Raw genomic sequence first — 22,497 nt, forward strand, 5'->3', positions numbered from 1 at the left:
GGCCGTGCATGACAAAGTAAACATTCTGCTTGTCGACGATCAGCCTTCAAAGCTGATGAGCTATGAAGCGATTCTGGGCGAGCTCGACGAAAATCTGATCACCGCCAATTCCGCGCGTGAAGCGTTTCAGCAGCTTCTCAAGGCTGAGATTGCGGTGATTTTGATGGACGTGCAAATGCCGGAGCTCGACGGGTTTGAGCTTGCGGCGATCGTTCGAAATCATCCTCGCTTCGAGCGAACTGCAATTATCTTCGTCTCGGCAATTCATCTCAGCGATTTTGATCAGCTCAAGGGATATGCTGCGGGCGCGGTCGATTATGTATCGGTTCCCATCATTCCCGAGGTCTTGCGCGCCAAAGTGCGCGTTTTCGTCGATCTCTACCGTAAGACACGTCAGCTCGAGCGGATGAATGAAGAGCTCGAACGGCGTGTGGCCGAACGGACGGCGGAGCTTGAGACATCGTCCCGTCGGCTTGTCGAAAGCGAGCGGCGTCGTAGCATCGCTCTTGCGGCCGGATCGATGGGTTCATGGGATTGGGAATCGGACACCGGCGACCTCACATGGGATGAGGGCCATTACCGAATTTGCGGCCTCACGCCGGGGGCGTTTCGGCCGACCACGGCTTCTGTATGGGCGATCTTGCATCCGGATGACCGGGAAGCAGTGCGGGACGCCGCGCTTGCATCGTTGCGGCTGGGCGAGACGTTTCATCAGGAATTTCGGATTGTGCGGCCAAACGGCGAAGAGCGATGGTGCGTCGCGACCGCGATCATATCGCGAGGCGACGAAGGGCGGGCGCAATTGCTGAGCGGCGTAACATACGACATTACCGAAAGAAAACTGGCCGAGCAGGCGCTTGCGCAGACGAATGAAATGCTCGAGCGGCGTATCGAGGAGCGTACGCGCGAACGCGAATTGGCGCTCGCGCAATTGTTCGAGGCACAGAAGATCGACACGATCGGCCAATTGACGGGGGGAGTCGCGCACGACTTCAACAATCTCCTTATGGCGATCCTCGGCAGCCTCGACATGTTGCGCAAACGCTTGCACGATGAGAAGGAACTTCGGCTTCTCGACAATGCGCTTGAGGGAGCGCATCGCGGCGCCGCCCTGACGAAGCGATTGCTGGCCTTTGCCAGACGCCAAGAGCTCAAGCCGATGGCTGTCGATGTCGCGGGACTCGTCAATAACATCGATGAACTCCTGCGGCGCACTCTTGGCCCGTCGATCGACGTCGCAATTTCGATTCCTGCAGGATTGCCTCCGATTGAGATCGACCCCAATCAGTTTGAACTCGCCTTGCTTAATCTGGCCGTCAATGCCCGCGATGCGATGCCGGATGGCGGCTCCCTGTCGATCTCCGCGTCGCTGGCGCGTAGCGCGGACATCAGTCAGCTCAAGCCCGGCGATTATTTATGCGTGTCGTTGACCGATAGCGGCGTCGGCATGGACGCGGCGACCCTTGCCAAGGCGACCGAGCCATTTTTCACGACGAAGGGGCCGGGAAAAGGAACCGGGCTTGGACTGTCCATGGTCTATGGAATGGCAGCCCAGTCGGGGGGCGCGCTTCACCTTTCCAGCGTCGAGGGGAAGGGGACGACTGTCGACCTTTTCCTGCCGCTCGCCGCGAATCAACAGGTCCCGGCAAAGCCGCCGCTTGATGAGAGCACACAGGTGCCGCTCCGCGCGCCGAAGCTCAACATCCTGGTCGTTGACGACGATTTTCTGGTGCGCGTCGGGGCGGCAGCCATGCTCGAGGACCTCGGCCATATGGTCATCGAGGCGCAGTCGGCGAATGAGGCTCTGCAAATTCTGGAAAGAACCCGGACGGTCGATCTTGTCTTAACCGATTTTGCGATGCCCGGCATGAACGGTGCAGATCTCATGCGCGAGATAGCCAACAGATTTCCAGGCATGAACGTAATTTTCATGAGCGGTTATAGCGAGTCGTCAAAAGTAGAGATCAAGTCTCCATGCGTTCGGCTCGCCAAACCCTTCAGTCAAGATCAGCTTGCGGCGGCCATCTCGCAGGCTTCCACCGATTCGGCACGCGAGACTGCGGCGGAGTGACGATCGAGTCCGAGACATGGCATCGGCGCTCAATTGCCACGATATCGCGCACATGAGAATTCACCACGATTTGAATGTGCAAGCGTTCAGTTTCCACGCGTGAATTGAGGCATGCGGTACAATGTGTGAGAGGTGCGTGGTAGAACGCTCGCATGGTCGCAACCTTCAACCTGCACGAGCCTTGCGGACTTTATCTTAGCCCCACGTTTGCTCTCCCGTCTGCCGTGAACATTGCAATTCGGCAATTCCCGTCCTTCGCTCTCGGTCTCGAATATCTGCGATCGCACGTCAGGCCGGATGCGAGGCGGTTCTATCGAATCATCACTGAAAGCGGCGCGGTATTTGAAGGACGCGACTTCGATGAGCATCCGGCGCAAATCTAGGCCGACCCGTCTGAGGATTTCCTCTTCGAAGATCGGGCCGCCAGCCGTCAATCCTCACGGCATGGCCTCGTGGTCTGCCGATTTGATGCAGCTCTGACTATTTCGAGAAGTTCGGGCGAATACCAATTGCTGTGGCGTTCCAGGTGCTTGCGGACGACCGGCGCTCTCTCAAATGTGTCGCGTAGGAATCGCTGCCAAATCTTCCAATCGGCTTCGGCCATATTGGGCTTTTCCGCCACAACGTGCTCGACATAATTCGCCAGGGCTTCGGTTGCGTAGAGGATGAATTCCCGATTTTCTTCGTCGGCATCGAGATCCTTGCCTTGGTAGAAATATTGGTAGGTTCTCGGAACGCTCGCCAAAAACCTGAGAACTTCGAAGCTTTCGGCGGTTAGCCGTTCGTGCGTCGTTCCCCGGATGGTTCGTTCAGCCTGACCGATCTGCCGTTGGACAAAGACGAAGCCGACGACGGCGGATACGGCCGTCGCCCACGTTCCGAACGCTTCGATGATCTCAGCCCAATTGGGGTCCATCTGCCGCGCCTGTCCGATGAGCAGTTTGCGCACAATCTACGAGGCGGCGGCCAGTTCCAAGCCGCGCGGCGACGTCGGTTTTACCGCGCTTTTTGCACACGCTTTTGGCCGATGGCGCGCAGCCTAAAGCGATCGCGCTCTTCGACCGGGCTCATGGCAATCGCAGCGATCCGCTGCACCCGCGCCGTTGGAACTTTCACGCTCATCCAATGTTCCAGCGCCGGTTTAAGCCGATTTGATGGAGGAATTCATATGCGTAATTATTTACTCGCGAGCGCGGCTGTCGTCGCGCTCGCTCTCTCGGCTCCTTTCGCTTCCGCTCAGGAACACTCCGGCGCAAGCGGGGCCGGCGGTGGCGGCATGGGTGCCGCCGGCGGCAGCGCAATAGGTGGAAGCGCGTCGCAGAATTACGGCGGTGCCAGCAGCGGCTCCGGGAGCGCCGGATATTCGGGCTCGGGCGACAGCGGACCGCAAGGAACTTCGCATAGAGCCGCGCAGGAAAGCGACCGACATGGGGCCGCCAGTGGCGCGGCTGGCCACGAAAATGGCGTGCGCAGCGATATGCGCAGGGGTTCAGCGTCGGACACGGACCATACGCGGCGCAATTCGGCTTCGGATACCGATCATACGCGGCGCAATTCGGCGGAAGGCACAGACAATATGCGCCGCAATTCGACCGAAAGCCTGCGACACGAGCGCACCGGTGCAGATTATGGACGCGATCATAACCGCGGGCTGGCAACCGGCGACACGATGCGCGAGGGCGATCGCCACAACGGTCTCGCCGGCGGCGGCGTTCGCGGCGGCGCTCGGTTGGCGGGTGCGGAACGGGGTCGTTTCGTCGACACCATACGCAGAGAGCATGTCAGCGCCATCGACCATGTTGATTTTGATATGAACGTCGGTGTCATCGTTCCGGATCGCTACCATTACTATCCGTTGCCCGAAGATATCGTCTCATTCGTCCCGCAATATCGCGGCTATTATTTCCTGGTCGCCGAGGGCGACATCCTCATCATTGATCCGGATACGCATCGCATCGTCGATGTGATTCCCGAAGGCTGATGCCGAAGCCGGCGGCCGGATGATCCAGCCGCCACATTCGTGGTCCGTTAGGAACCTCCGGCGCGGGAACCGGGTTCCCCGCCTGACGGAAAATGGAGAAGCCGAATGGACAGCGAAAAGCTTAAGGGCAATGCCAACCGAGCGGCTGGTAAAGCGAAAGAGGACCTCGGAAAGGGCATCGGCAGTGAACGGCTCGTCGCCGAAGGCAAGACGCAGGAAATCGAAGGCAAGATCCGCGAGACTGCAGGCGACGTCAAAGACGCGGGAAAAGATATTCTCGATGCCGCAGACGAGGCCGCTGCCCACGAACGGTGATGCCGGCGATTGCAAGTTTTGTCGCAGGACGGCTGCTACGCCGATGCCGTTCTGCTTGCAAAATGTCGGAACCGCTTCTGCCGCTCTGGTGTTTGCGAGGCGCTTGGCCGGTGCTCGGCGTCGCCCGAATCAGTTCGGGCGGAGCTTTGCTGGCCCGGCGGAAACCAACGGAGGAGAAAATGGTCGATCTTCACAAGAGCTTTTTCTATCCGCTGGCGCTGTTGTCGGTTGTTTCGGTCGGCACGCCAGCTATGGCTCAAGGCATCGTCGGCGGCGCTGACCAAGGCGCGCACGAAGGGGCACGGGCCGCGGGCCCTGTCGGTGCGGTCGTCGGCGGGACTGTCGGAGCGGCCGCCGGCGCGGTCGGCGGCATTCTCGGCGTCGACGAACGCCCGCGCTTCCGCACTTATGTCGAGGAACGCCACATTCGGTCCTATGACTTCGATGGGCCGGTTCGTGTCGGCGCAGTTCTTCCGGCCGAGGGCGTAACGTACTACGACGTTCCGCCGGAATATGGGGTTCGCGAATATCGCTATACCGTGGTCGATGACGAACCGGTGCTCGTCGATCCCTATTCGCATCGTATTGTCGAGATCGTGCGATAGCGCGATGCACGCCCCGCCGGCCTGAGGGCGGGCGGGGCGATCCCCTGCGAGACACCCGGACGAGACGCCAAGCGCGAGTTTTATATATCCTTGGCACTGTCCCCGCCGGTCACCTCATATTCCGCGCCGGTGACCATGTTCGCGGCGTCGGATGCGAGAAAGACTGCAGCAGGAGAAATATCCTCGGGTTCAAGCCAGCCGACTCTGAGCGGCACCGTCGGCGCGCGGACATCCCAGGCCTCCTGCGGCGTCGGATGCTGCGGCACGCTGCGACCCGTCTCCGCCATGCTTTCGCGCAAGCGCGTCTCGTATCGCGTCAGAGGCGTATCGACGAGACCCGGAATCAGTGCATTGACGGTAATGTCGTATTGGCCGAGCTCTATGGCCGCCGATTTCATCAGGCCGATGATACCCCATTTCGATGCCGAGTAGCTTGCGGCATCCTTTGTGCCGTGCTTGCCTTGCATGGAGGAGAGTAGAATAAAGCGCCCCTTGCGCTGCTTTATGAACGTGGGGGCGAAGGCGCGGATCGTATTGGCCGTACCGTTGAGATTGTTTTCGATCACATCGTTCCAATCGGCATCGGTCATTTCGACAAGCGGCGACCAGCGTTGGATCGCTGCATTGGCGACGACGATGTCGATCCGCCCATATCTCGTATCGATATCGTCGGCGATCCGGCGCAAAGCGCCGATGTCGCGGATATCCGCGCGGATGGCCTCGCCCCTGCGGCCGTAAGTCTTAATCAGGCGCACGGTCTCTTCAAGCTCGGCCGGGGTCGCTGGCACGGCATTCGACGCCGCCGATACAGGACCGGCGATGTCGAGCGCAATCACGTCGGCGCCGTTGGCAGCAAATTCGACCGCGATCGCGCGGCCAATCCCGCGCGCTGCCCCGGTCACCAACGCAACTTTCCCGGTCAGGGTACTTCCGCGCCCCGGCCGCACCGGTCCGGCGCTGACCGAAGCATTGGGCTCAGGCATCGGCTTTCCATCCAATTCATGCGGCGGAGGATCGGTCCGAATTTGCGCGGCTGCGCCACCGGCCGCCGCCGCACCTGCGGCCGCAGCGCTGAACAGCAAATGTCGACGGAACGGATCGTAGTTTTGCATTGAATCATCCTTGCGTAAGGGATTGGGTTCGATGGGTGGCGCAACGGAATTTCACTGCTCATCCTCCGAAGTCCGGATGAGAGATACCGCAAACAGGCGAGCCTTTGCCGGCGCGCCCGGGAAGCGCGCCGCCGCCTAATTTGCCGCCGGCAGGCGGAACTCGGGTGCGCCATTCTTGTTTCATGCGTAAATCTCGGCCCAATCCGGACTCGCGCGCATGACCATCGCCCGACCGCCCGCGGTCGTAAGCGGCGCTTCGACGGGCCGGTTACGACCTTGCCAAGGCGGCGACTCAGGAGACCCCGATGGCGAAGACGCAAGAAAAATGGTCGGCAGATGTGACCGAACATAGCGATGCGCTCGACCTCGCGTCGAAGACCTTTACTTCCGATAACCCCACAACGATCGCGCGTTCGCTCAAACGCGCGGCGGAGAAAAGCCATCGCCGCAAGGCCGATCCGTATCGATCGGCGATGTCGATGCTGACCTTTTATATCAATCGCGCCGGCACGAATGTCTCGGCCCAGCGCAAGCGTAAGCTCGAAGCCGCTAAAGGTGCGCTGAGGCGACTGTTCGGCCGCGAACGCTAGCTTTCGACTTGATAGGAACATCGAGGCGCTATTGGCGTTTTCCGGCATCTATAGAGGAACGGAACATGCCGAGAAAATCGCAATCAGCCAGCAAGGACGTCAAAAGCGCCATGCACCGCCGCAAGGCCGGTACGCTGAAAAGCGGGCGCAGCGGAAAGACCGCGAAGAGTAAGAAGCAAGCCATTGCGGTTGGCTTGAACGAGGCGCGCGCAAAAGGGAAAAAAGTGCCCAAGCGCAAGGCCTCGTAATTCAAGCCTCAAGACCCGCCGCGACCAGGAGCGTCCGATGTCCGATGTCCGAAGCCTCTCCCGAGAATTGCTCGCGAATGAGGCGCGCAATCTCCATGCAATCCAGAAGAACGCCAAGGCGATGATGGACCGCGTGATCGATCGGCTTGACGATTATCCAGATGCCAAGCAACGTTTGATCGCGCATCTTTCCGACAAAGACAACGAGATGCGCCGGCTCGAGGTCGTCCTGCAAGATCTCGGGGAGGACCTCTCCTCGGTTGAGGATTCCGCGATGTCGATGATGGGTCGTCTCGCGGGCGCAATGACCGGGTCGCTCGACGACGATATTATCAAAAGCAGCATGATCACCTACGGACTCGCGAGCTATGAGATTTGCGCCTACGAAGGCATGATCGTACTCGCGGAGAAGGCGGAGCAGCCGACGGCCGTTTCTCTCCTCGAATCCTGCCTGGCCGAGGAACAAGCCATGGCCCAATGGCTGCACGAGCACATGACGCCGACGCTGGAGCAATATCTCAAATTGCGCTGCGAGGAAGGCCGCGCCGCAGCGCATTAGCGAGCCCCAGGCCGAAACGAGGCTGACCTCGGAAACGTCATGCCAGTACCGGCGCGTTGGCGCAGTTGCGTTGAAATGGCCGGCGAGAGACGCGACCTTGCGCGGATTGATGCGCAAGGCCGCGCGGTGACGCTATTGCGCCGGGGCTTTTTCGGACGCCTTGTCAAACGCGGGCGCCGCCTTGAGTTGGTCCTTCGTCATGTTCAGGACGAGCCAAGACTTGTCGTTGTTGGACGCCACCTTGAGCTCGGTGAACGGGATCGCGACGTCCTTTTGACCGACGCCGAGGAAACCACCGACGCCGATGACCGCCTTTGAAACCGAACCATCCTTGCTGATCACGAGATCATCGACGCTGCCGATCTTATTTTGGTTCGGGTCATAGACTGAGGCTTGGTAGACGTCTGACGCGAGCCAATGATCGGTGGTGAGCGAGGAATCGTTCGCCGCAAACGCGGCGTTGCTCTCGGCCACAACAAAAGTGCTTGCGGCGGCAAAAACAGCCGCGGCCATAAGCTTCGTAAGCATGGTTTTATCCTCCAGGATTCTATGCGGCTCTCGAACGCGGCTGGGGCGCTTTGCGTTCCTTCGAAACCCAAACAGCGCGGGTGAAGCGGCGACGTCGTCGGTTTTGCGTTGGGTCGGCGGCGCAATATTGCGCCTGCCGCGCCAAGGCTTCGTCGCGCATCTTATGCAGAGACGCAGACGACCAAATCGGGGCGCTTGGCCGACGGGGCTTGCGGAGATCGGCACGTCGAGCGCTGCAATTGTACAGGCATCTTTGACGATGTTGCCTGTGATCGGCGCCCATTGCATGCAGGCTGCGTCATCGACATTCGACAGCGACTCGCAAGCAGACGCATCCGAGGACGCGGGCATTCCTGAAAGCACGACTAAAAGAGCGAGCGGCGTCCTCGGGAGAAAGAAAAGACCGGCAACCGCGATCAGCGCAGTATGGGAAATATGACGAGAAAGATACCTCGGCGCGGAACTACAAACTGCGCCTTTGGTTTCGATGTCATGGGAAGGAGAAGGGTTTTATAGATGGCAAGTGCACAGTCTACGCGCTGTTTGTCTTCGTCCATCGCTGATCGAAAAGTCAAGATGACTGCTCGGAGTCGGGCAGTCATCTTTTCCCTCAAAGTCAATGCTGGAGGCTCGGCCGAATTATGAGGGGCGGAACGCGCATTTTGTCTGATTTGCCGACTTTCGATGAGGCTGGCGACCTCACGGTGATCATCGAAACGCCCAGGGGAAGCAGCCACAAATACGATTATGATCCCGCCGCCGATGTTTTTGAATTGGCAAAAACGCTGCCCGAGGGCATGAGCTTTCCCTACGATTTCGGGTTTATCCCTTCGACGCTTGCGGATGATGGCGATCCGCTCGATGTTCTTGTGCTTATCGATCAGCCGGCGATGACCGGGTGCCGCCTCAAGGCCCGGCTCATCGGCGGAATCGTCGCTGAGCAGCGCGAACAGGGCGGAGATTGGCTGCGCAACGACCGTCTGCTTGCGGTTGTCAGACACAGTCATCAGCACCAGGGGGTGCACAAGCTCGACGACTTGCGGCCTGGGCTCTTGGACGAAGTCGCGGAATTTTTCGTGCAATATAATAAAGAGGAGGGACGAAAGTTTCGCTCGCTCGGGAACTGCGATGACAAAGCCGCGATGGCGCTTGTCGAGAAGAGTATCAAGCGTTTCAAGAAGAAGAGGGCGGGTTCTTAAGGAGCCCGCGCCTTCCCCAGTCACGGGCGTCCTCATCATTAGACGATCATTCACGCGGCATGGCGATTGACCGATCGCGTTGCAATCCGAGAAAGTAATTCGTCCGTTTTCTTTTCTTCCTGGAGCGTGGCTTCGAGCAAAGGCACGGCATCCTTCAGCCCCAATTCCGCGGCCCAGGTTTTCAACGTCCCATAACGGCTGATTTCGTAATGCTCGACAGATTGCGCTGCCGCAAGAAGGCCTGGATCCAAGGCCTCCGTGTCGCTGAAGTCCTCGATGACTTCTTTTCCTTCTTCGATGATGCCGAGGATTGCGTCGCAGGTCTTGCCGCGTGCCGGCTTGTCGATCATCTCGAATATTTGGTCGAGGCGGTCGACGTGACCTTGCGTTTGATCGCGATGCTCTTCGAAGGCGTGGCGTAAGTCGTCGGTCTGGGCCGCCTTTGCCATTTTCGGCAAGGCGCGTAGAATCTGCTTTTCGGCAAAATAAATGTCTTTGAGCGTTTCATAGAAAAGCGCGTTGAGGTCCTTGGCCTGTTTCGTCATTGCTGTCTCCTAAACGATTGCGATCCGCTTGGGGGGCACCGCATGCGGTCACCTATAACCGGCAGAAAATTTATACGTTCCGGCAAATACATCTCGAGGGTCGCGATCGGCACGACCCTCATCGCAGCGCTGACGCTTCGATTGCTAGGCGCGTGCGGGCGCGAGTCCGCAGGAAGATGGAACGTGATCGGCGTGCCGGAATTGGGCGTAGCGACCGATCAAGGCGAAACCTCTTACGTCTGGGGCGGCTGCGTGGCCGCGATGGGTCAGGTGAGAGGATCAAATGGCTAACGGTCCGAGAAACATGCAAGACGTTGCGCGGCGCTTCCTGATCTATCTGGCCGTAATCGGAATTATCGCAATCATCGCGGTCGCGGTCCTGATGCCGCATCTGTCGACGCACGGGCCGCATTCTTAAGCTGGGCGCGGACCGAAGGCATCATCATTGCAGCTCACGGATCCATGATGCGCCTCGCATGAGCACCGGCGGGCATTCGTGCAATTCAATTGGGAATCGAGACATCGACACTCGTCGCACGGTAGCGAAGCGCAGAGCCGACCATCGGAACAAACGTTTTCTTTTCAGAACAAAATCAAAGGAAACGTCCATGCTCGAATATGTATTGCGGTTTGTGGTCGGGGGCATTGCGGTGTCGGCTTTTGCGGTCCTCGGCGACCTATTGCGGCCGAAGAGCTTCGCCGGCCTATTCGGCGCGGCGCCTTCGATCGCCGTCGCGACCTTGCTCATCGCTATTCAGGAAAAAGGCGCATCATTCGCCGCGGCGGAGGGCCGTTCCATGGTTGTCGGCGCACTCGCGTTGGCGGCCTATAGCTGGACAGTCTGCGTCCTACTGAAAAAGTTTCGTATCTCTTCCCCGGCGGCGACGGTAGCGGCCTTGGGCGCCTGGCTGCTGGTTGCTTTTGGGCTTCAACAGACATTTCTCGGTCTCTGATGATTATCGGGATCAAGCCAAATGCCTTACGAGAAACGCGCTGGTACGAATACGCGATCCGATTTGTGCTGGGCGGCGCGACGACCGTCTTCGCGGGCCTGATCGCCGCCCGATTCGGGCCGATCATCGGCGGTCTCTTTCTCGCCTTCCCGGCTATCTTTCCGGCGAGCGCGACCATGATTGAAAAGCACGTCAGGGAACGGAAGGAGCAGGCCGGACTTTCCGGCGCCCGGCGCGGCAAGGACGCGGCAGCGCTCGACGCCTCCGGCACGGTGCTGGGAAGCTTCGGCCTTGCTGCCTTCGCCGCGGTCATCTGGGCGCTGATCGAAACGAGTCCGGCGCTCGCGCTGGGCCTGGCGATGTTCGTCTGGTTCGCTGTGTCGATGCTCGCCTGGCGTCTGCGCCGTCGGGGCCGGTCGATGGCACATTGCTAGCAGACCTGCAGCGATAGCCGATGTTGCGTCGCACGCGTTGGGGGCGCCAGTTGCCAAGTCCAAGACAAGGAACCCAGACCGCAGCTTTGCATTAAGGATTGGAGAGGAGACCCTGTCATGGTCCTCGCAAAGTCGCCAACGTCTCCGCTCAAATGGCTCGGCGTCGCGCTTCTGTCCGACCTTCTCATCTATCTCTGCTATCGCCACACCGTGCTTTCTCCCGATGCGCTGAAGTGGACCCCTTGGGCGTTTTCCGATTGGCTGGTCAATTACAGCGCCGGCTTCGTGCGGCGCGGACTTGCCGGCTATTTGATCGGCCTCTACGCGCGAGGCCAGCCCGCCGCGCCAATCGTCAACATGATCGTCTTGGCGAATTTCGCGACGCTGGTTCTTGCGACATCTTTGCTTCTGATCTTATCGCGCCGGCTCGGCGCGCTCGCCGCCATTCTATTCATGTTGGTCCCTGGCGGACTCTGGTCGATGCAGTTTGGAAATGAATTCTATTACCGCAAAGAATTGCTCTTCTACGTCTATATCGCGCTCATTTGCCTGATTTATCTCACCGCGCGGCGCACCGCTCGCGGGCCGGCGTCAAATCTGCTCGACAGTCTCAATTGCGGCTTGATCGCGATCCTCTCTGTCGCGCTGAGCTTTACGCACGAGGCGTTTCTCTTCATCGGTGCAGTTCCCTCGATCATCGTTCTCTATTGGATCGGTTGCATTCGCTGGCCGGCTTCGCGGATGAGCGTGGCGCTGTTCTACGGCATTGCGATGCTCGGCCTATTCCTGACGCTCATGATGTTCAAGGGCGACGAGAATTCCGCTCGGATGATTTGGCGCGGTCTCAATCCCGCCGACCGCGCACTCATTTCGAACAATGGCGAGATCGCCGGCGGCATCTCGGCGATGGGCTGGAGCACGATGCGCGAACTCGGCGAAACTCTCCATGTCGTGCTGAAAGGAACAGCCTGGTATTATCTTTTGGCGTTGGCCGTCTCGCTGTCCTATATTCTCGCGACGACGCAGCTCTTCTGTATTGATCCGGATCGTAGCGCAACCGCGGCCCATCGTTCCGCTTGGACCGCCAGGTTATTTGCGCTCTGCGCCGTGGGGGTGGCACCGCTATTTGTGGTCGGCGCCGATTGGGGGCGTTGGATCGTTGCGATCAATATGATGACGATTCCGTTGATTTGCGCCGGAGAATTCGCATCGCTCCTGCCCTTTCCGCCGCTTGATCTGTGCGCGACCTTTGCTCGAATTGCGCCGGCGAAATGTCTCGGCGTTATCTGCGGCGCGGCTCTGCTTTTGACTGCGCTGACTTTCCGCATTCCGGAATGCTGCCTCGTCGGAAGCGGCGATGGCTTTACGACAGCGGAACGGCAGCTTCTCGCTTTGGTGAGCCGCACATTGCGAGACAAATCGCCGGGGCAAGTGGTCTCTGCTTCGCCTATCCATGATGCGACGGTGCTCTCGTTTCCGCGACAATGGGCTTCCACGAGGCTCGAAAACGTCCCCGCGGATGGCTCTGTCAAAGCCTTCGGCCGGACCCCCAAATGCGAATGACCGATGCAGAAAGAGTGCTGGCCGCAGCGATCGCGGCACGATGAGGTATAAAAGGATAGCTTGCAAGTTTTCCTGTTTTATCCTATCGTCTGCGCATGAAAGCGTCTTCCGAGACCTCAATACCCCTAGAGACGGCCGTTACCGAGCTTTCGCTCGCGATTGGTCAGCTCTTGCGGCGCTTGCGCGCGGAATCGAATCCCGACGGGCTGACATGGTCGCAGACCGTGGCCTTGGCTCGGCTTGAGAAGGCCGGTCCAACGACGACGGCGGACCTTGCGCGGGCAGAATCGGTGAAGCCGCAGTCCATGGGCGCCACGCTCGCTGAGTTGGAGCGCGAAGGCCTCGTCAAGCGTCATCCCCATCCGACAGATGGTCGTCAGGTGTTATTTGCGTTGACCGCCGAAGGTGTCGAGGCGAGGCGAAAGCGTAACGCCGCAAAACAGAAATGGCTGCTGGCCGCCATGGCCAAACTCGATCCCGACGAGCGGCGGGTGCTCCTGTCCGCAACCGCCCTGATCAAGCGGCTCGCCGAAGCCGATTAAGTCGCTACAGACATAGATGCAACGCGCAGGTTGCCGCGTTCCCAATTCGCCGAAAGGAAATATCGTGTCCGTGACCGCCCTCGATCCGAACTCGGCACTCATTGTCGTCGATCTTCAGAAAGGCCTCATTTCACTTCCAACCGTCCATCCGATGGAGGGCGTGGTGAAGCAGGCCGCGGCACTGGCGGAGGCCTTTCGCGATCATGGCTTGCCGGTCGTGCTGGTCAATGTCGCTGGCGGCGCGCCGGGGCGGACGGAGCAGCCGAGAAGCCGGCGAGACTATCCGGAAGGGTGGACCGATCTGGTCCCCGAGTTGAACCGGCAACCGCACGATCATCTCGTAACGAAACATACGCCAGGCGCTTTCACGAATACGGATCTCGAAGCGCGTCTGAGATCATCGGCGGTTACGCAGGTCGTCATCGCCGGCGTCGCTACCAGCAATGGCGTCGAGGTCACGGCTCGCCAAGCCTTTGAGCTCGGCTTCAACGTCACCCTCGCGACCGATGCGATGACCGACTTGCACGCCGATTTGCACGCCCACAGTATCGCGCGCGTTTTTCCGCGGATCGGCGAGACCGGTACGACACAGGATATCATCGCCCTCCTGAGGCGGGGTGCCTGACCATGGATTGGCCTCACGATATCGCTTATCTGTTCGGCGGGGCGTGTCTCGCGAATGCCGTGCCGCATTTTGTCAGCGGCATGATGGGACGACCCTTTCAGAGCCCCTTTGCCAAGCCGCCGGGCAAAGGCCTTTCGTCCTCGACAGTGAATGTACTTTGGGGATTTGCGAACTTTGTCTTCGCCTATCTTCTTATCGGCCAGGTAGGGGATTTCGATCTCCGCGCCGCCGATCACGTCACCGCTGTTGGAATCGGCGCTTTGGCGATTGCCGTCATGTCCGCGCGCCTGTTCGGGCGGTTTTACGGCGGCAATGTTCCGACGCGTAGGCTCTGATCGCTGCCCATCTCGCGAACCAAGCGATGGCCCCGCAGCCTGTTGCTGAACGGGGCCTTTATTCGCTTAGAGCGAATCGTCTGCTTTTCGCTGATAGGTTCGCGTCATCCTCTGCACTTGGCCTTCGTGCTTGGATGGCGCCCAAATTTTGAATTGTCGGCGGCCCGTCACCTTGCCGGAGCGCTCCGGCAAAAGATCCGAACCGTGACCGTGATTAGCTCACGGTCTCCAAGACTGGCCCGGTGGAGTCATCAAACCTCCTTGCCTGATTGGCCCAACAGTGTCGCTCCTCACCGCATTCTTGAGCAAAAAGCTCCAGAAACAGCGGGCTCTGCCTTTCAGGTTCGAAATCTTTCCGATTGGGAAGATCTCCTTCCGTCGAGGTGCGACACCGATCATATTTGCGCCTCCAAGCGTTCTGTCAACAAGCATTCTGGCAATGAGAGAGCGCCGGAGGCCATCGCGCTGGCCGCAAAAAGGGAGCCGCATAACAGCGAGCCGGGGGCTGATCGCATAGTCCGCCCGGCGCTCACGTCGAAACATGCGGCGGCGGAGGCGCCGGCAACAGCAATTCCCCGGCCGAAATCAATGTCACGAGGCCGCCGATGACGAGATGCGCGATGGCTGCCCTGTGATCGGCGCCAAAACCCAAAAGCAAAGGCGCCGCTGCCGTCAGCAGGCCGAGCCCGACATCGACCTCTCTAAACGCACGGGTGAATTCGCTGAGGGTCGAAGTCACGCAGGCGAAAATCGCGACGCCCGCGACGAGGCTCGATGCCATCGCGCGATCATCGTCCGAATAGCCCAAGAACCACGGCGCGGCGATCAGCAAGAGCGCGAGGATGAGTACGACGCCATCGTAACGAGACGCTTTATCGACATCGGAGTGATTGGGCATTTGCACCTCCGAAAAGCGGCGCGCACGTCCAGCCAGGATCATGTCGCGAAACCACCGCGAGCCGTGGAGGCCGGCAAGCCGCGGTCCTCAACGCGTTCACCGAAGTCATCGTTCCGGCGTTAAAGAATGATGCGAAAATTTTCTCTGGGCCCCGGAGCGCACGGTGGAAGCCCTGGGTGCCTCTCTCAACTGAGATCGATGGTCGTCTCGACGACATGGCGGAGCGGCGCATTCTCAGCCGTGAGCGTCATCCGCAGCTTCAGCTCCCTGCCATCGACCTTGTTCTCGCGGACGATGCGCTCGATCTCTCTTTGTGAGGTTACGCCGACCTCCTTGAGGAATTTGCGCACGGCAATGTTAAAGCTATCCTCGTCCATCATGCGTCTCCTTCATTGCGAACATGGCATGAGAAGAAAGCGATATGTATCCAATCTTTCCGGCCGGGGCACGAAATTCCCCTGCGATCGATTTGGCCGCCATTGCGCGATATGATGGTTTGCGCGGCCGAGTCGTTAGATGCCAACATGTCCTTCGATGAGCTCGATGACCTGAAGTTTGCGGATGAGCATACTGCTTTGGCGGCAGCGCTTGCTGCCCCGCCGCTCGACCCCGATGCGCGCGCCAGGGTCCAGCTGGAGGCGGAGGCCCTGGTCAGCGCCGCCCGCCGGCCTCGGCGTCGTGGGGCCGTCGAGAGCTTTCTGCAGGAGTTCAGTCTCTCGACTCCCGAGGGCCTCGCGCTCATGTGCCTTGCCGAGGCTCTGCTTCGCACGCCAGACCAGAAAACCCGCGACCGCCTGATCGCGGCCAAGATCGCTTCGGCGGATTGGGCGAGGCATGTCGGGCACTCCGACAGTCTGCTGGTCAATGCCTCGACCTGGAGCCTTATGCTGACCGGCAAGCTTGTCGCGCCCGATCAAGAAGCGATCCACAATCTTCCCGCCTTCATTCACCGGCTGGCGGCGCGGTTGGGCGAACCGGTCATCCGTGCGGCGGTCGCCGCAGCGGTGCGAATCATGGGCGAGCAATTCGTCCTGGGCGCGACGATCGCGACCGCATTGAAGCGCGCGCATCACGAGGGCTTTGTCTGTTCCTTCGACATGTTGGGGGAAGCGGCCCGGACCGAGGATGATGCCGAGCGCTACCACGCGGCTTACGCCACCGCCCTTGCGCTCGTGGCTGCACAGGCGGGAGGCGGCGGACCGGGGCGCGGCCACGGCATCTCGGTCAAGCTCTCGGCGCTGTCGCCGCGTTACGAGCCGCGCCAAATGGAGCGCGTGGGGGGCGATCTCTATCCACGCCTGAAGGACCTGGCGATCGCGGCCGCGAAAGCCGGCATCAACCTCACGCTCGATGCGGAAGAAGCCGACCGGCTCGTGCCTTCTCTCGCAATCCTTGCGCGGCTGGCGCATGAGCCCGATCTCGGCGGCTGGCCGGGCCTTGGATTCGCCATACAAGCCTATCAGAAGCGCGCGCCGCAGGTCATCGAGGCGGCGGCCGCCATCGCGCAATCGAGCCGTCGTCGGCTGATGGTGCGCTTGGTCAAGGGCGCTTATTGGGACAGCGAAATCAAACGCGCGCAAGTCCTAGGCCTGCCCGATTATCCGACCTACACGACGAAGGCCGCAACGGACCTGTCTTATCTCGTCTGTGCGCGGGTGCTGCTTGCGGCGCACCCCGCCCTCTACGCCCAGTTCGCGACGCATAATGCCTATACGCTGGCGGCTGTGCGGGACATGGCACGCGCGCAGGGCGCCGTTCCCGAATTTCAGCGTTTGCATGGCATGGGTGAAGCACTTTACGCCGGCGCTTTCGAACGTTATGGCGCCTTTCCGCTGCGCGTCTATGCGCCGGTCGGCAGCCACGAAGATCTATTGCCTTATCTGGTGCGACGGCTTCTGGAAAACGGCGCCAACACATCCTTCGTGCACGCTTTGCTCGATGAACGCGTAGCCGTTGCCGAGGTCGTCACGGATCCGATCAAGGCCGTCGAGTCGATCGGCGCGGCGCGAAATCCGCGCATTCCGCGCCCGGCCGATCTTTATGGACCGGCGCGCCGCAATGCATCGGGCGCCGATCTTTCGACGGCTCGCACGCGGGGCGAACTCGCCGGCGCGGTGACCGCGCTCGATTCCGAAACCTTGGTCGCGGGCCCGATCGTCTGCGGACGGCTTAGGGTCGTCAGCGCCGAGGCTCGGGTATCGCCCGCCAGGCTCGATCACGTTGTCGGGCACGCTGCATCGGCCAGCATGGAGGATTTGGAAACGGCTTTTGCCGCCGCCAAAGCGGCGCAGCCGGTCTGGGATGCGCTTGGCGGCAAGGGTCGCGGTGCCGTTCTGCGCGCCATGGGCGACGCGCTCGAAGCCGACCGCAACCGGCTCGTCGCTCTATTGGCGCGCGAAGCCGGCCGGACACTGAGCGATGGAATTGCAGAACTGCGCGAGGCGATCGATTTTTGCCGCTACTACGCCTGTCTCGCCGAGCAGCAATTTGCCGAAAGCAAATTGGCCGGCCCTGTCGGCGAGACCAACCGGCTTCAATTGCGCGGGCGCGGCGTCTTCGCTTGCATCAGCCCGTGGAATTTTCCGCTTTCGATCTTCACCGGGCAGGTCGCGGCAGCGCTTGCCGCCGGCAATGCTGTTTTGGCGAAGCCCGCCGAGCAGACGCCGCTGATCGCGGCCGAAGCCGTGCGCCTTTTCCGCGGCGCAGGGCTTGCGGCGGACGTGCTGCATCTCCTGCCCGGCGCGGGCGAGACGATCGGTGCGGCGCTCGTCGCTCATGGCGCTTGCGACGGTGTCGCCTTCACCGGCGGAACGGAAACGGCTTCGGTCATCAACCGAGCCTTGGCGGCGCGGCATGGGCCGATCATTCCATTCATTGCGGAAATGGGCGGCTTGAATGCCTTGTTCGTGGATACGACCGCTCTGCGCGAGCAAGTGATTGATGATGTCCTCGTTTCGGCATTCGGTTCGGCGGGCCAGCGCTGTTCGTCGTTGCGGCTGCTTTTCCTGCCTTATGAAACCGCGGATCGTCTGATCGAGGGATTGATCGGTGCCATGCGGATGCTGGTGCTCGGAGATCCCGCCGATCCAAGCACCGACATCGGCCCGATCATCGACGCCCAAGCAAAGGCCGGGTTGGAAGCTCACGCCGAACGCTTGCGTCGCGATGCGAAGGTCCTGTACCAGCTCAAGGCGCCGGACAGCGGCTTTTATTTTGGCCCCCTGCTCGCCGAGCTTCCCTCCGCCGGATTTTTACAGCGGGAAGTTTTCGGGCCCATCCTGCACGTGGTCCGTTATGATCCGGAACAGGTCGCAGCGGCTGCCGCGCCGCTGCGCGCGAGCGGCTATGGCTTGACGCTCGGCATTCATAGCCGCATCGAATCCTTCGTCGATCACGTGCAGCGCCTGGTTCCGGCTGGGAATGTCTATGTCAATCGCGCCATCACCGGTGCTGTGGTCGGAGTCCAGCCATTCGGCGGTCTTGGTCTATCCGGCACCGGGCCAAAGGCGGGTGGCCCGCATTCGTTGTTGCGCTATGCGACGGAACGTGCGGTCAGCGTCAATATCGCGGCGCAAGGCGGCGATCCGGCCTTGTTCAATCTTTCCTGACACCCCCTAAGCCGGCACGGCGCCCCGAACCGCTTTCACCATAAAATGACGGCGCGGGATGACCTCAGCCATGATTTGCACGGCCCGCCTGATTTCGTTGCCGCCAAGTGCCGAATAGCCGAGCAGGATCGCGCGGTCGCGATAACGGTCGGCTTGTTCGAAGGCTCCGCCGGACGCCAGCGTATGCACGCGAACACCGCCGTGTGCATCAAGCTTCGCTTTGAAATCCGCCGCTGAAATATTCTCCGGAAGCCGCCACATCACATGCATGCCGGCATGTGCGCCCCAGATATCGGCCTGGCCGAAAGAACTCTCGATCTGAGAAATCAAGCAGCTAAGCGTGTCCGAATAGCTCTTGCGAATTTTGCGCAAGTGGCGCCGATAACCGCCCTCGAGGATAAAGCGGGCCAGCAGTGTCTGTTCCAACCAGGGATGGCCGTAATTCGTCATCGCCTTCACTTTGCGGGCGACATCGACCAACTGCGGCGGGACGATGACATAACCCGTGCGCAGGCCCGCGCCCAATGATTTCGAGAAGGTGCCGACATAGATGACGCATTGTCCTGTGTCGGCCCCGGCGAGAGAGAGAAACGGCGGCCCGTCAAAATTGTAGTCGCTGTCATAATCATCTTCGATGAGATACGCGCCGGTACGGTGCGCCCAATGCAAGAGCTCCTGACGGCGATCGAGCGACAGCGCGGCGCCGGTGGGAAATTGATGTGACGGCGTAACATACGCAAGGCTCACGCCCGACTTGCCGCCGGGTCTGGGCAGCCCGTCGGTCACAAGGCCGTTGCGGTCCACCGGAACCGGGAAAATCCGGGCGCCGTAGCTTTGAAAGGTCCGCAGGGCGCTGCCGTAACACGGATCTTCCATGACGACGCCTGTGTCAGTCGTCACCAAGATCCGGCAGATAAGATTGATTGCCTCTTGTGTGCCGGCGGTGACGATCACGGCCTCTTCAGAACATCTGACGCCGCGGGACCGCGAGACATGTTGCGCGATCGCTGCGCGCAATTCGATGATGCCGCCGGGATCGTTATATTCGGTGAGATGGGTTTCGGCTGCGTGCAGTGCCTCGTCGGCGAGCCTGCGCCAGGCCGCGCTCGGGAACAGGGTTTTGTTCGGCCGGCCGGGCCAGAAGTCGATCACGCTATCGCGTTGGCGATCGGGGACGGAGGGCACGTCGGTCGCAAATATGACGGGCGCGCGCGCCGTCGAAACCGGCAGGGGCCGCGCCGCCGACGCTGCGATCGTCAAACAGGAGTCCGGTACCGCTTTCGTGACAAACGTTCCAACGCCGCCGATCGTCGAGAGATAGCCTTCGCTCATGAGACGATCGTAGGCTTGCAGCACCGTGTTTCTCGAGATGCGGTATTGTGCAGCGAGCTCCCGCGAGGGCGGCATTTCGCAGCCAGGCTCAAGCCGGCCGCTCACGATCTGCTGGCGCAATTGATCGGCGATCTGGCTCTGGAGGCTTGCTCCGCGTTTGCGGGACAAGGACAAAGCAATGAGCATCGTGGCGCTCTCCGCGAGGAGAATGACGTCCGGAGGGCGAGCGTCGCCCATCCGGGTCCTGCCAGTATGCCGCATCTAGCGCTTGGGGGGATAACGAAAATTCTTCGCAAAGTCGGGAACCGCAATGCCCGGTGCGAGCTTCGGATCGCAAATCAATTGCCCTTGCGCGATTGAAAGCGGAACGGCGCCGGACCAGCGGTCGGATGCGCAATCTTCTTCTTCGTCGCCGGCGAGCACGTCATTGACCTTCGCGGAGACCTCATCGAGGCGCAGGCGAATGACCTTGGTTGCGCGCCATTCTTGCTCGTTGGGCTTGCGCGCATAATCCCAGAGCCCCGGGGCGAGCCGGTCGGTGAAGATTGCGAGCGCCTCGCGTTTCATTTCTTCCGGAACCAGTTCGGCATTGCCGAGCGCCATGACGGATCTGAACTGGACGTTGTGATTCATCGCTGCGCGAGCGAAAACGATGCCGTCGAGATGCGTCACCGTAAAACAAACAGGTATTCCGGTTTCGAGATTTTTCAGCATTCGGCTGGCGGCGGAGCCGTGCCAATAGACATAATCGTCGATGCGCCAATGACTGGTCGGCGTAACATAGGGCTGACCGTTGAAGACATAACCGACGTGACAGATGATACCGGCATCGATGATATTATTGATCGTCTCGCGATCATATTTGCCGAGCCAATGATAACGACGTAAACGCGTTCTCTCTGAAGCAGGTTCGTCCGCCATTTCGCTCCCCAAAAAATTCCGGCGCCGAAAGCCCTAACGGCAGCGCATCCGGAGAATTCCAGGCCTTCAGGGGAGCGAAAAGAGCCGGATACTGGGAATTCTTTAGGTCCAGGTCTCAGCCGAGAGCACAGGTCCGGGTCGGCCGGCTTTTTCAGGAGCCGCCCCGCGGCAATCCGGCAGGGGATTGTGAGATTTGTCACTTCCGCGGCCAATCGGCCTTTGATAAGGTTGCGGTTGCGTTTGGGCACTCCCCTTCGCACCGAAACGGCTCTCCATTGGGGTGGAGGGCTGTTTCTTTATGCGTCACCGCCGCCGCTCAGTGGGTGGGCGACCCAGCCTCAAAGCCGCTCAGAGCCGCATGCCTCCAGATGGGAGACATCCTCTTCGATATCGGCGCGGACATTATTCGTCTAAAATCCGAAATCGAAGCCGAGAATGCCCGCCGCGATCGCGTCGAGGTGAGTCTCCAAGGCAAAATGACCGGTGTCGAGCAAGCGGACCTCCGCGTGAGGCAGGTCGCGCCGATAGGCTTCAGCGCCGGCGGGGATGAAGAAGGGGTCATTGCGGCCCCAGATCGCAAGCAGGCGTGGCGCGCGCTCGCGGAAATAGGCCTGATAGAGCGGGTATCGCTCTATGTTGGATCGGTAGTCGCGTTTGAAACCGAGTTGAATCTCGTCGTTTCCGGGCCGCGCCAGGATCGCGGCGTCGAGCCAATAGGCCTCCGGTTCGATCTCAGAGGGGTCAGGTACGCCGTGAAAATAGGCGTCGCGGACCCCGGCGAAAGTGAAGCGGCGCTTTATTGTCTCGCGGAGTTCCGCCGTCTGATGGTGCCAGAATGCGCGCACGGGACGCCATGCAGCTTCTCCCAAGCCTTCGACATAGGCATTGCCGTTCTGGGAGACGAAGCCCACAACCCGCTCCGGGGCGGCGAGGGCAAGGTTAAACCCGACGGGCGCACCATAGTCGAAGACGTACATGGCGAAACGCTTGAGCCCGAGGGCATCGACGAAGGCGCGGATCGTCTGCGTGAGGCCATGAAAATCGTAGCGGTAGCGGCGTTCGGCCGGGACCTCGGTGAAGCCGAAGGACGGCAGATCTGGCGCAATCACCCGATAGCGGTCCGCGAGCCGCGGCATCAAATGGCGGAAATAAAACGATGAATTGGCGAAGCCTTGGAGAAGGAGCAGGACGGGTGCCGACGCGCCGCCGGCTTCACGGTAAAATACGCGGACGCCGTCCGCGTCGATGAAGCCATGTTTTACGCGCATAGGGGCGACCGGTTGGGACGGGCTCGATGCCGCGGTCGCGCCAGCCGCCGGGAGCACGGCCGCCATGGCGGCCGAGCTCGATAACGCGGCCCGTCGCGTTAAGGTCTTGCCCTGCATTGCAATCTCCTGCGAATCCTTCGAGGGCTTGCAACGCCATGAGCAAAGCGCTCACACGATGTGCCGATCGAGGAGGCGGCCTTCCCGATATAGTCCGGCTGGACGATCCGCAAGATCGATTCGCGTGCTCCCAGCGTGCCGTCGGCGT

General features: G+C 60.6%; 24 protein-coding genes. 15 read left to right on the top strand and 9 right to left on the bottom strand.

Annotated features, from left to right (window positions below):
- Positions 1-4: 4 nt before the first annotated feature.
- A complete protein-coding gene (locus Q0025_RS02940) occupies positions 5-2,071 on the top strand; it encodes a response regulator (RefSeq protein ID WP_297295847.1) in 2,067 nt (688 codons plus the stop codon).
- Between the two features lie 430 nt (positions 2,072-2,501).
- On the opposite strand, the gene Q0025_RS02945 is transcribed toward Q0025_RS02940, so the two are convergent.
- Positions 2,502-2,816 (bottom strand): hypothetical protein, encoded by a 315-nt coding sequence (locus tag Q0025_RS02945; protein WP_297295849.1) that lies wholly within the window; start codon positions 2,814-2,816, stop codon positions 2,502-2,504.
- Between the two features lie 84 nt (positions 2,817-2,900).
- Between Q0025_RS02945 and Q0025_RS02950 the strand changes: the two genes are divergently transcribed.
- The 3 genes from Q0025_RS02950 (at position 2,901) to Q0025_RS02960 (ending at position 4,972) form a co-directional block, all read left to right on the top strand.
- A complete protein-coding gene (locus tag Q0025_RS02950) occupies positions 2,901-4,052 on the top strand; it encodes a DUF1236 domain-containing protein (protein ID WP_297295851.1) in 1,152 nt (383 codons plus the stop codon).
- A gap of 105 nt (positions 4,053-4,157) precedes the next feature.
- Positions 4,158-4,367, top strand: coding sequence for a CsbD family protein (locus tag Q0025_RS02955; RefSeq protein ID WP_297295852.1), 210 nt, complete (start codon positions 4,158-4,160; stop codon positions 4,365-4,367).
- 251 nt (positions 4,368-4,618) lie between these two features.
- Positions 4,619-4,972 (top strand): DUF1236 domain-containing protein, encoded by a 354-nt coding sequence (locus tag Q0025_RS02960; protein WP_297295935.1) that lies wholly within the window; start codon positions 4,619-4,621, stop codon positions 4,970-4,972.
- Between the two features lie 80 nt (positions 4,973-5,052).
- Here Q0025_RS02960 and Q0025_RS02965 read toward each other — a convergent pair whose 3' ends face one another.
- A complete protein-coding gene (locus Q0025_RS02965) occupies positions 5,053-6,084 on the bottom strand; it encodes an SDR family NAD(P)-dependent oxidoreductase (protein WP_297295853.1) in 1,032 nt (343 codons plus the stop codon).
- Positions 6,085-6,389: 305 nt separating this feature from the next.
- Here Q0025_RS02965 and Q0025_RS02970 point away from each other — a divergent pair, with 305 nt between their 5' ends.
- From Q0025_RS02970 to Q0025_RS02980, 3 genes are all read left to right on the top strand, one after another.
- Positions 6,390-6,674 (top strand): DUF3175 domain-containing protein, encoded by a 285-nt coding sequence (locus Q0025_RS02970; RefSeq protein ID WP_297295855.1) that lies wholly within the window; start codon positions 6,390-6,392, stop codon positions 6,672-6,674.
- Positions 6,675-6,739: 65 nt separating this feature from the next.
- Positions 6,740-6,922 (top strand): DUF6496 domain-containing protein, encoded by a 183-nt coding sequence (locus tag Q0025_RS02975; RefSeq protein ID WP_297295857.1) that lies wholly within the window; start codon positions 6,740-6,742, stop codon positions 6,920-6,922.
- Between the two features lie 37 nt (positions 6,923-6,959).
- Positions 6,960-7,481: a DUF892 family protein gene (locus tag Q0025_RS02980; RefSeq protein ID WP_297295859.1), complete on the top strand. Its 522-nt coding sequence runs from the start codon at positions 6,960-6,962 to the stop codon at positions 7,479-7,481.
- Positions 7,482-7,613: 132 nt separating this feature from the next.
- Here Q0025_RS02980 and Q0025_RS02985 read toward each other — a convergent pair whose 3' ends face one another.
- Positions 7,614-8,009, bottom strand: a complete 396-nt coding sequence (locus Q0025_RS02985) for a PRC-barrel domain-containing protein (RefSeq protein ID WP_297295861.1) — start codon at positions 8,007-8,009, stop codon at positions 7,614-7,616.
- A gap of 662 nt (positions 8,010-8,671) precedes the next feature.
- Between Q0025_RS02985 and Q0025_RS02990 the strand changes: the two genes are divergently transcribed.
- Complete coding sequence (locus Q0025_RS02990) at positions 8,672-9,208, top strand: inorganic diphosphatase (protein WP_297295863.1); 537 nt, start codon at positions 8,672-8,674, stop codon at positions 9,206-9,208.
- Positions 9,209-9,258: 50 nt separating this feature from the next.
- Here the strand turns inward: Q0025_RS02990 and Q0025_RS02995 are convergent, their stop codons facing one another.
- Complete coding sequence (locus tag Q0025_RS02995; RefSeq protein WP_297295864.1) at positions 9,259-9,753, bottom strand: ferritin-like domain-containing protein; 495 nt, start codon at positions 9,751-9,753, stop codon at positions 9,259-9,261.
- A 476-nt stretch (positions 9,754-10,229) separates the two neighbouring features.
- Here Q0025_RS02995 and Q0025_RS03000 point away from each other — a divergent pair, with 476 nt between their 5' ends.
- From Q0025_RS03000 to Q0025_RS03025, 6 genes are all read left to right on the top strand, one after another.
- On the top strand, positions 10,230-10,706 hold the full coding sequence (locus Q0025_RS03000) for a DUF3147 family protein (protein ID WP_366939383.1): 477 nt from the start codon (positions 10,230-10,232) through the stop codon (positions 10,704-10,706).
- Positions 10,706-11,140, top strand: coding sequence for a DUF3147 family protein (locus tag Q0025_RS03005; RefSeq protein ID WP_297295866.1), 435 nt, complete (start codon positions 10,706-10,708; stop codon positions 11,138-11,140). The genes Q0025_RS03000 and Q0025_RS03005 overlap by 1 nt, the downstream gene beginning before the upstream one ends.
- A gap of 117 nt (positions 11,141-11,257) precedes the next feature.
- Positions 11,258-12,703, top strand: coding sequence for a hypothetical protein (locus Q0025_RS03010; RefSeq protein ID WP_297295868.1), 1,446 nt, complete (start codon positions 11,258-11,260; stop codon positions 12,701-12,703).
- A 95-nt stretch (positions 12,704-12,798) separates the two neighbouring features.
- The gene (locus Q0025_RS03015) at positions 12,799-13,245 is read left to right on the top strand and encodes a MarR family transcriptional regulator (RefSeq protein ID WP_297295870.1); all 447 of its coding nucleotides are present in this window, start codon (positions 12,799-12,801) and stop codon (positions 13,243-13,245) included.
- A gap of 64 nt (positions 13,246-13,309) precedes the next feature.
- Entirely contained in the window at positions 13,310-13,870 is a 561-nt protein-coding gene (locus Q0025_RS03020; protein WP_297295872.1) for a cysteine hydrolase, read from the top strand.
- Between the two features lie 2 nt (positions 13,871-13,872).
- Positions 13,873-14,205, top strand: coding sequence for a hypothetical protein (locus tag Q0025_RS03025; RefSeq protein WP_297295873.1), 333 nt, complete (start codon positions 13,873-13,875; stop codon positions 14,203-14,205).
- 529 nt (positions 14,206-14,734) lie between these two features.
- Here Q0025_RS03025 and Q0025_RS03030 read toward each other — a convergent pair.
- Entirely contained in the window at positions 14,735-15,103 is a 369-nt protein-coding gene (locus Q0025_RS03030; protein WP_297295875.1) for an SPW repeat protein, read from the bottom strand.
- Positions 15,104-15,288: 185 nt separating this feature from the next.
- Positions 15,289-15,480, bottom strand: a complete 192-nt coding sequence (locus tag Q0025_RS03035) for a DUF6494 family protein (protein ID WP_297295877.1) — start codon at positions 15,478-15,480, stop codon at positions 15,289-15,291.
- Between the two features lie 147 nt (positions 15,481-15,627).
- On the opposite strand from Q0025_RS03035, the gene putA reads away from it, so the two are divergent.
- The gene (putA, locus tag Q0025_RS03040) at positions 15,628-18,711 is read left to right on the top strand and encodes a bifunctional proline dehydrogenase/L-glutamate gamma-semialdehyde dehydrogenase PutA (RefSeq protein ID WP_297295879.1); all 3,084 of its coding nucleotides are present in this window, start codon (positions 15,628-15,630) and stop codon (positions 18,709-18,711) included.
- A gap of 6 nt (positions 18,712-18,717) precedes the next feature.
- Here putA and Q0025_RS03045 read toward each other — a convergent pair whose 3' ends face one another.
- The 3 genes from Q0025_RS03045 to Q0025_RS03055 form a co-directional block, all read right to left on the bottom strand.
- Positions 18,718-20,280 (bottom strand): PLP-dependent aminotransferase family protein, encoded by a 1,563-nt coding sequence (locus tag Q0025_RS03045; protein ID WP_297295881.1) that lies wholly within the window; start codon positions 20,278-20,280, stop codon positions 18,718-18,720.
- Positions 20,281-20,304: 24 nt separating this feature from the next.
- A complete protein-coding gene (locus tag Q0025_RS03050; protein ID WP_297295883.1) occupies positions 20,305-20,964 on the bottom strand; it encodes a pyridoxamine 5'-phosphate oxidase family protein in 660 nt (219 codons plus the stop codon).
- A gap of 410 nt (positions 20,965-21,374) precedes the next feature.
- Positions 21,375-22,298 (bottom strand): alpha/beta hydrolase, encoded by a 924-nt coding sequence (locus tag Q0025_RS03055; protein ID WP_297295885.1) that lies wholly within the window; start codon positions 22,296-22,298, stop codon positions 21,375-21,377.
- Positions 22,299-22,497: the final 199 nt, after the last annotated feature.

Source organism: uncultured Methylovirgula sp., from assembly GCF_947646745.1.
Classification (GTDB): domain Bacteria; phylum Pseudomonadota; class Alphaproteobacteria; order Rhizobiales; family Beijerinckiaceae; genus Methylovirgula.

What these genes read in the sequence shown, in the direction of transcription:
- Q0025_RS03055 (WP_297295885.1), bottom strand. Translation starts at nt 22,298, where the DNA reads ATGGCGGCCGTGCTCCCGGCGGCTGGCGCGACCGCGGCATCGAGCCCG.
- Q0025_RS03045 (WP_297295881.1), bottom strand. Translation starts at nt 20,280, where the DNA reads ATGGGCGACGCTCGCCCTCCGGACGTCATTCTCCTCGCGGAGAGCGCC.
- Q0025_RS03035 (WP_297295877.1), bottom strand. Translation starts at nt 15,480, where the DNA reads ATGGACGAGGATAGCTTTAACATTGCCGTGCGCAAATTCCTCAAGGAG.
- Q0025_RS03030 (WP_297295875.1), bottom strand. Translation starts at nt 15,103, where the DNA reads ATGCCCAATCACTCCGATGTCGATAAAGCGTCTCGTTACGATGGCGTC.
- Q0025_RS03015 (WP_297295870.1), top strand. Translation starts at nt 12,799, where the DNA reads ATGAAAGCGTCTTCCGAGACCTCAATACCCCTAGAGACGGCCGTTACC.
- Q0025_RS02955 (WP_297295852.1), top strand. Translation starts at nt 4,158, where the DNA reads ATGGACAGCGAAAAGCTTAAGGGCAATGCCAACCGAGCGGCTGGTAAA.
- Q0025_RS03010 (WP_297295868.1), top strand. Translation starts at nt 11,258, where the DNA reads ATGGTCCTCGCAAAGTCGCCAACGTCTCCGCTCAAATGGCTCGGCGTC.
- Q0025_RS03025 (WP_297295873.1), top strand. Translation starts at nt 13,873, where the DNA reads ATGGATTGGCCTCACGATATCGCTTATCTGTTCGGCGGGGCGTGTCTC.
- Q0025_RS03005 (WP_297295866.1), top strand. Translation starts at nt 10,706, where the DNA reads ATGATTATCGGGATCAAGCCAAATGCCTTACGAGAAACGCGCTGGTAC.
- Q0025_RS02995 (WP_297295864.1), bottom strand. Translation starts at nt 9,753, where the DNA reads ATGACGAAACAGGCCAAGGACCTCAACGCGCTTTTCTATGAAACGCTC.
- Q0025_RS02980 (WP_297295859.1), top strand. Translation starts at nt 6,960, where the DNA reads ATGTCCGATGTCCGAAGCCTCTCCCGAGAATTGCTCGCGAATGAGGCG.
- Q0025_RS02960 (WP_297295935.1), top strand. Translation starts at nt 4,619, where the DNA reads ATGGCTCAAGGCATCGTCGGCGGCGCTGACCAAGGCGCGCACGAAGGG.
- Q0025_RS02965 (WP_297295853.1), bottom strand. Translation starts at nt 6,084, where the DNA reads ATGCAAAACTACGATCCGTTCCGTCGACATTTGCTGTTCAGCGCTGCG.
- Q0025_RS02970 (WP_297295855.1), top strand. Translation starts at nt 6,390, where the DNA reads ATGGCGAAGACGCAAGAAAAATGGTCGGCAGATGTGACCGAACATAGC.
- Q0025_RS02985 (WP_297295861.1), bottom strand. Translation starts at nt 8,009, where the DNA reads ATGCTTACGAAGCTTATGGCCGCGGCTGTTTTTGCCGCCGCAAGCACT.
- putA (WP_297295879.1), top strand. Translation starts at nt 15,628, where the DNA reads ATGTCCTTCGATGAGCTCGATGACCTGAAGTTTGCGGATGAGCATACT.
- Q0025_RS03000 (WP_366939383.1), top strand. Translation starts at nt 10,230, where the DNA reads ATGAGCACCGGCGGGCATTCGTGCAATTCAATTGGGAATCGAGACATC.
- Q0025_RS02975 (WP_297295857.1), top strand. Translation starts at nt 6,740, where the DNA reads ATGCCGAGAAAATCGCAATCAGCCAGCAAGGACGTCAAAAGCGCCATG.
- Q0025_RS03050 (WP_297295883.1), bottom strand. Translation starts at nt 20,964, where the DNA reads ATGGCGGACGAACCTGCTTCAGAGAGAACGCGTTTACGTCGTTATCAT.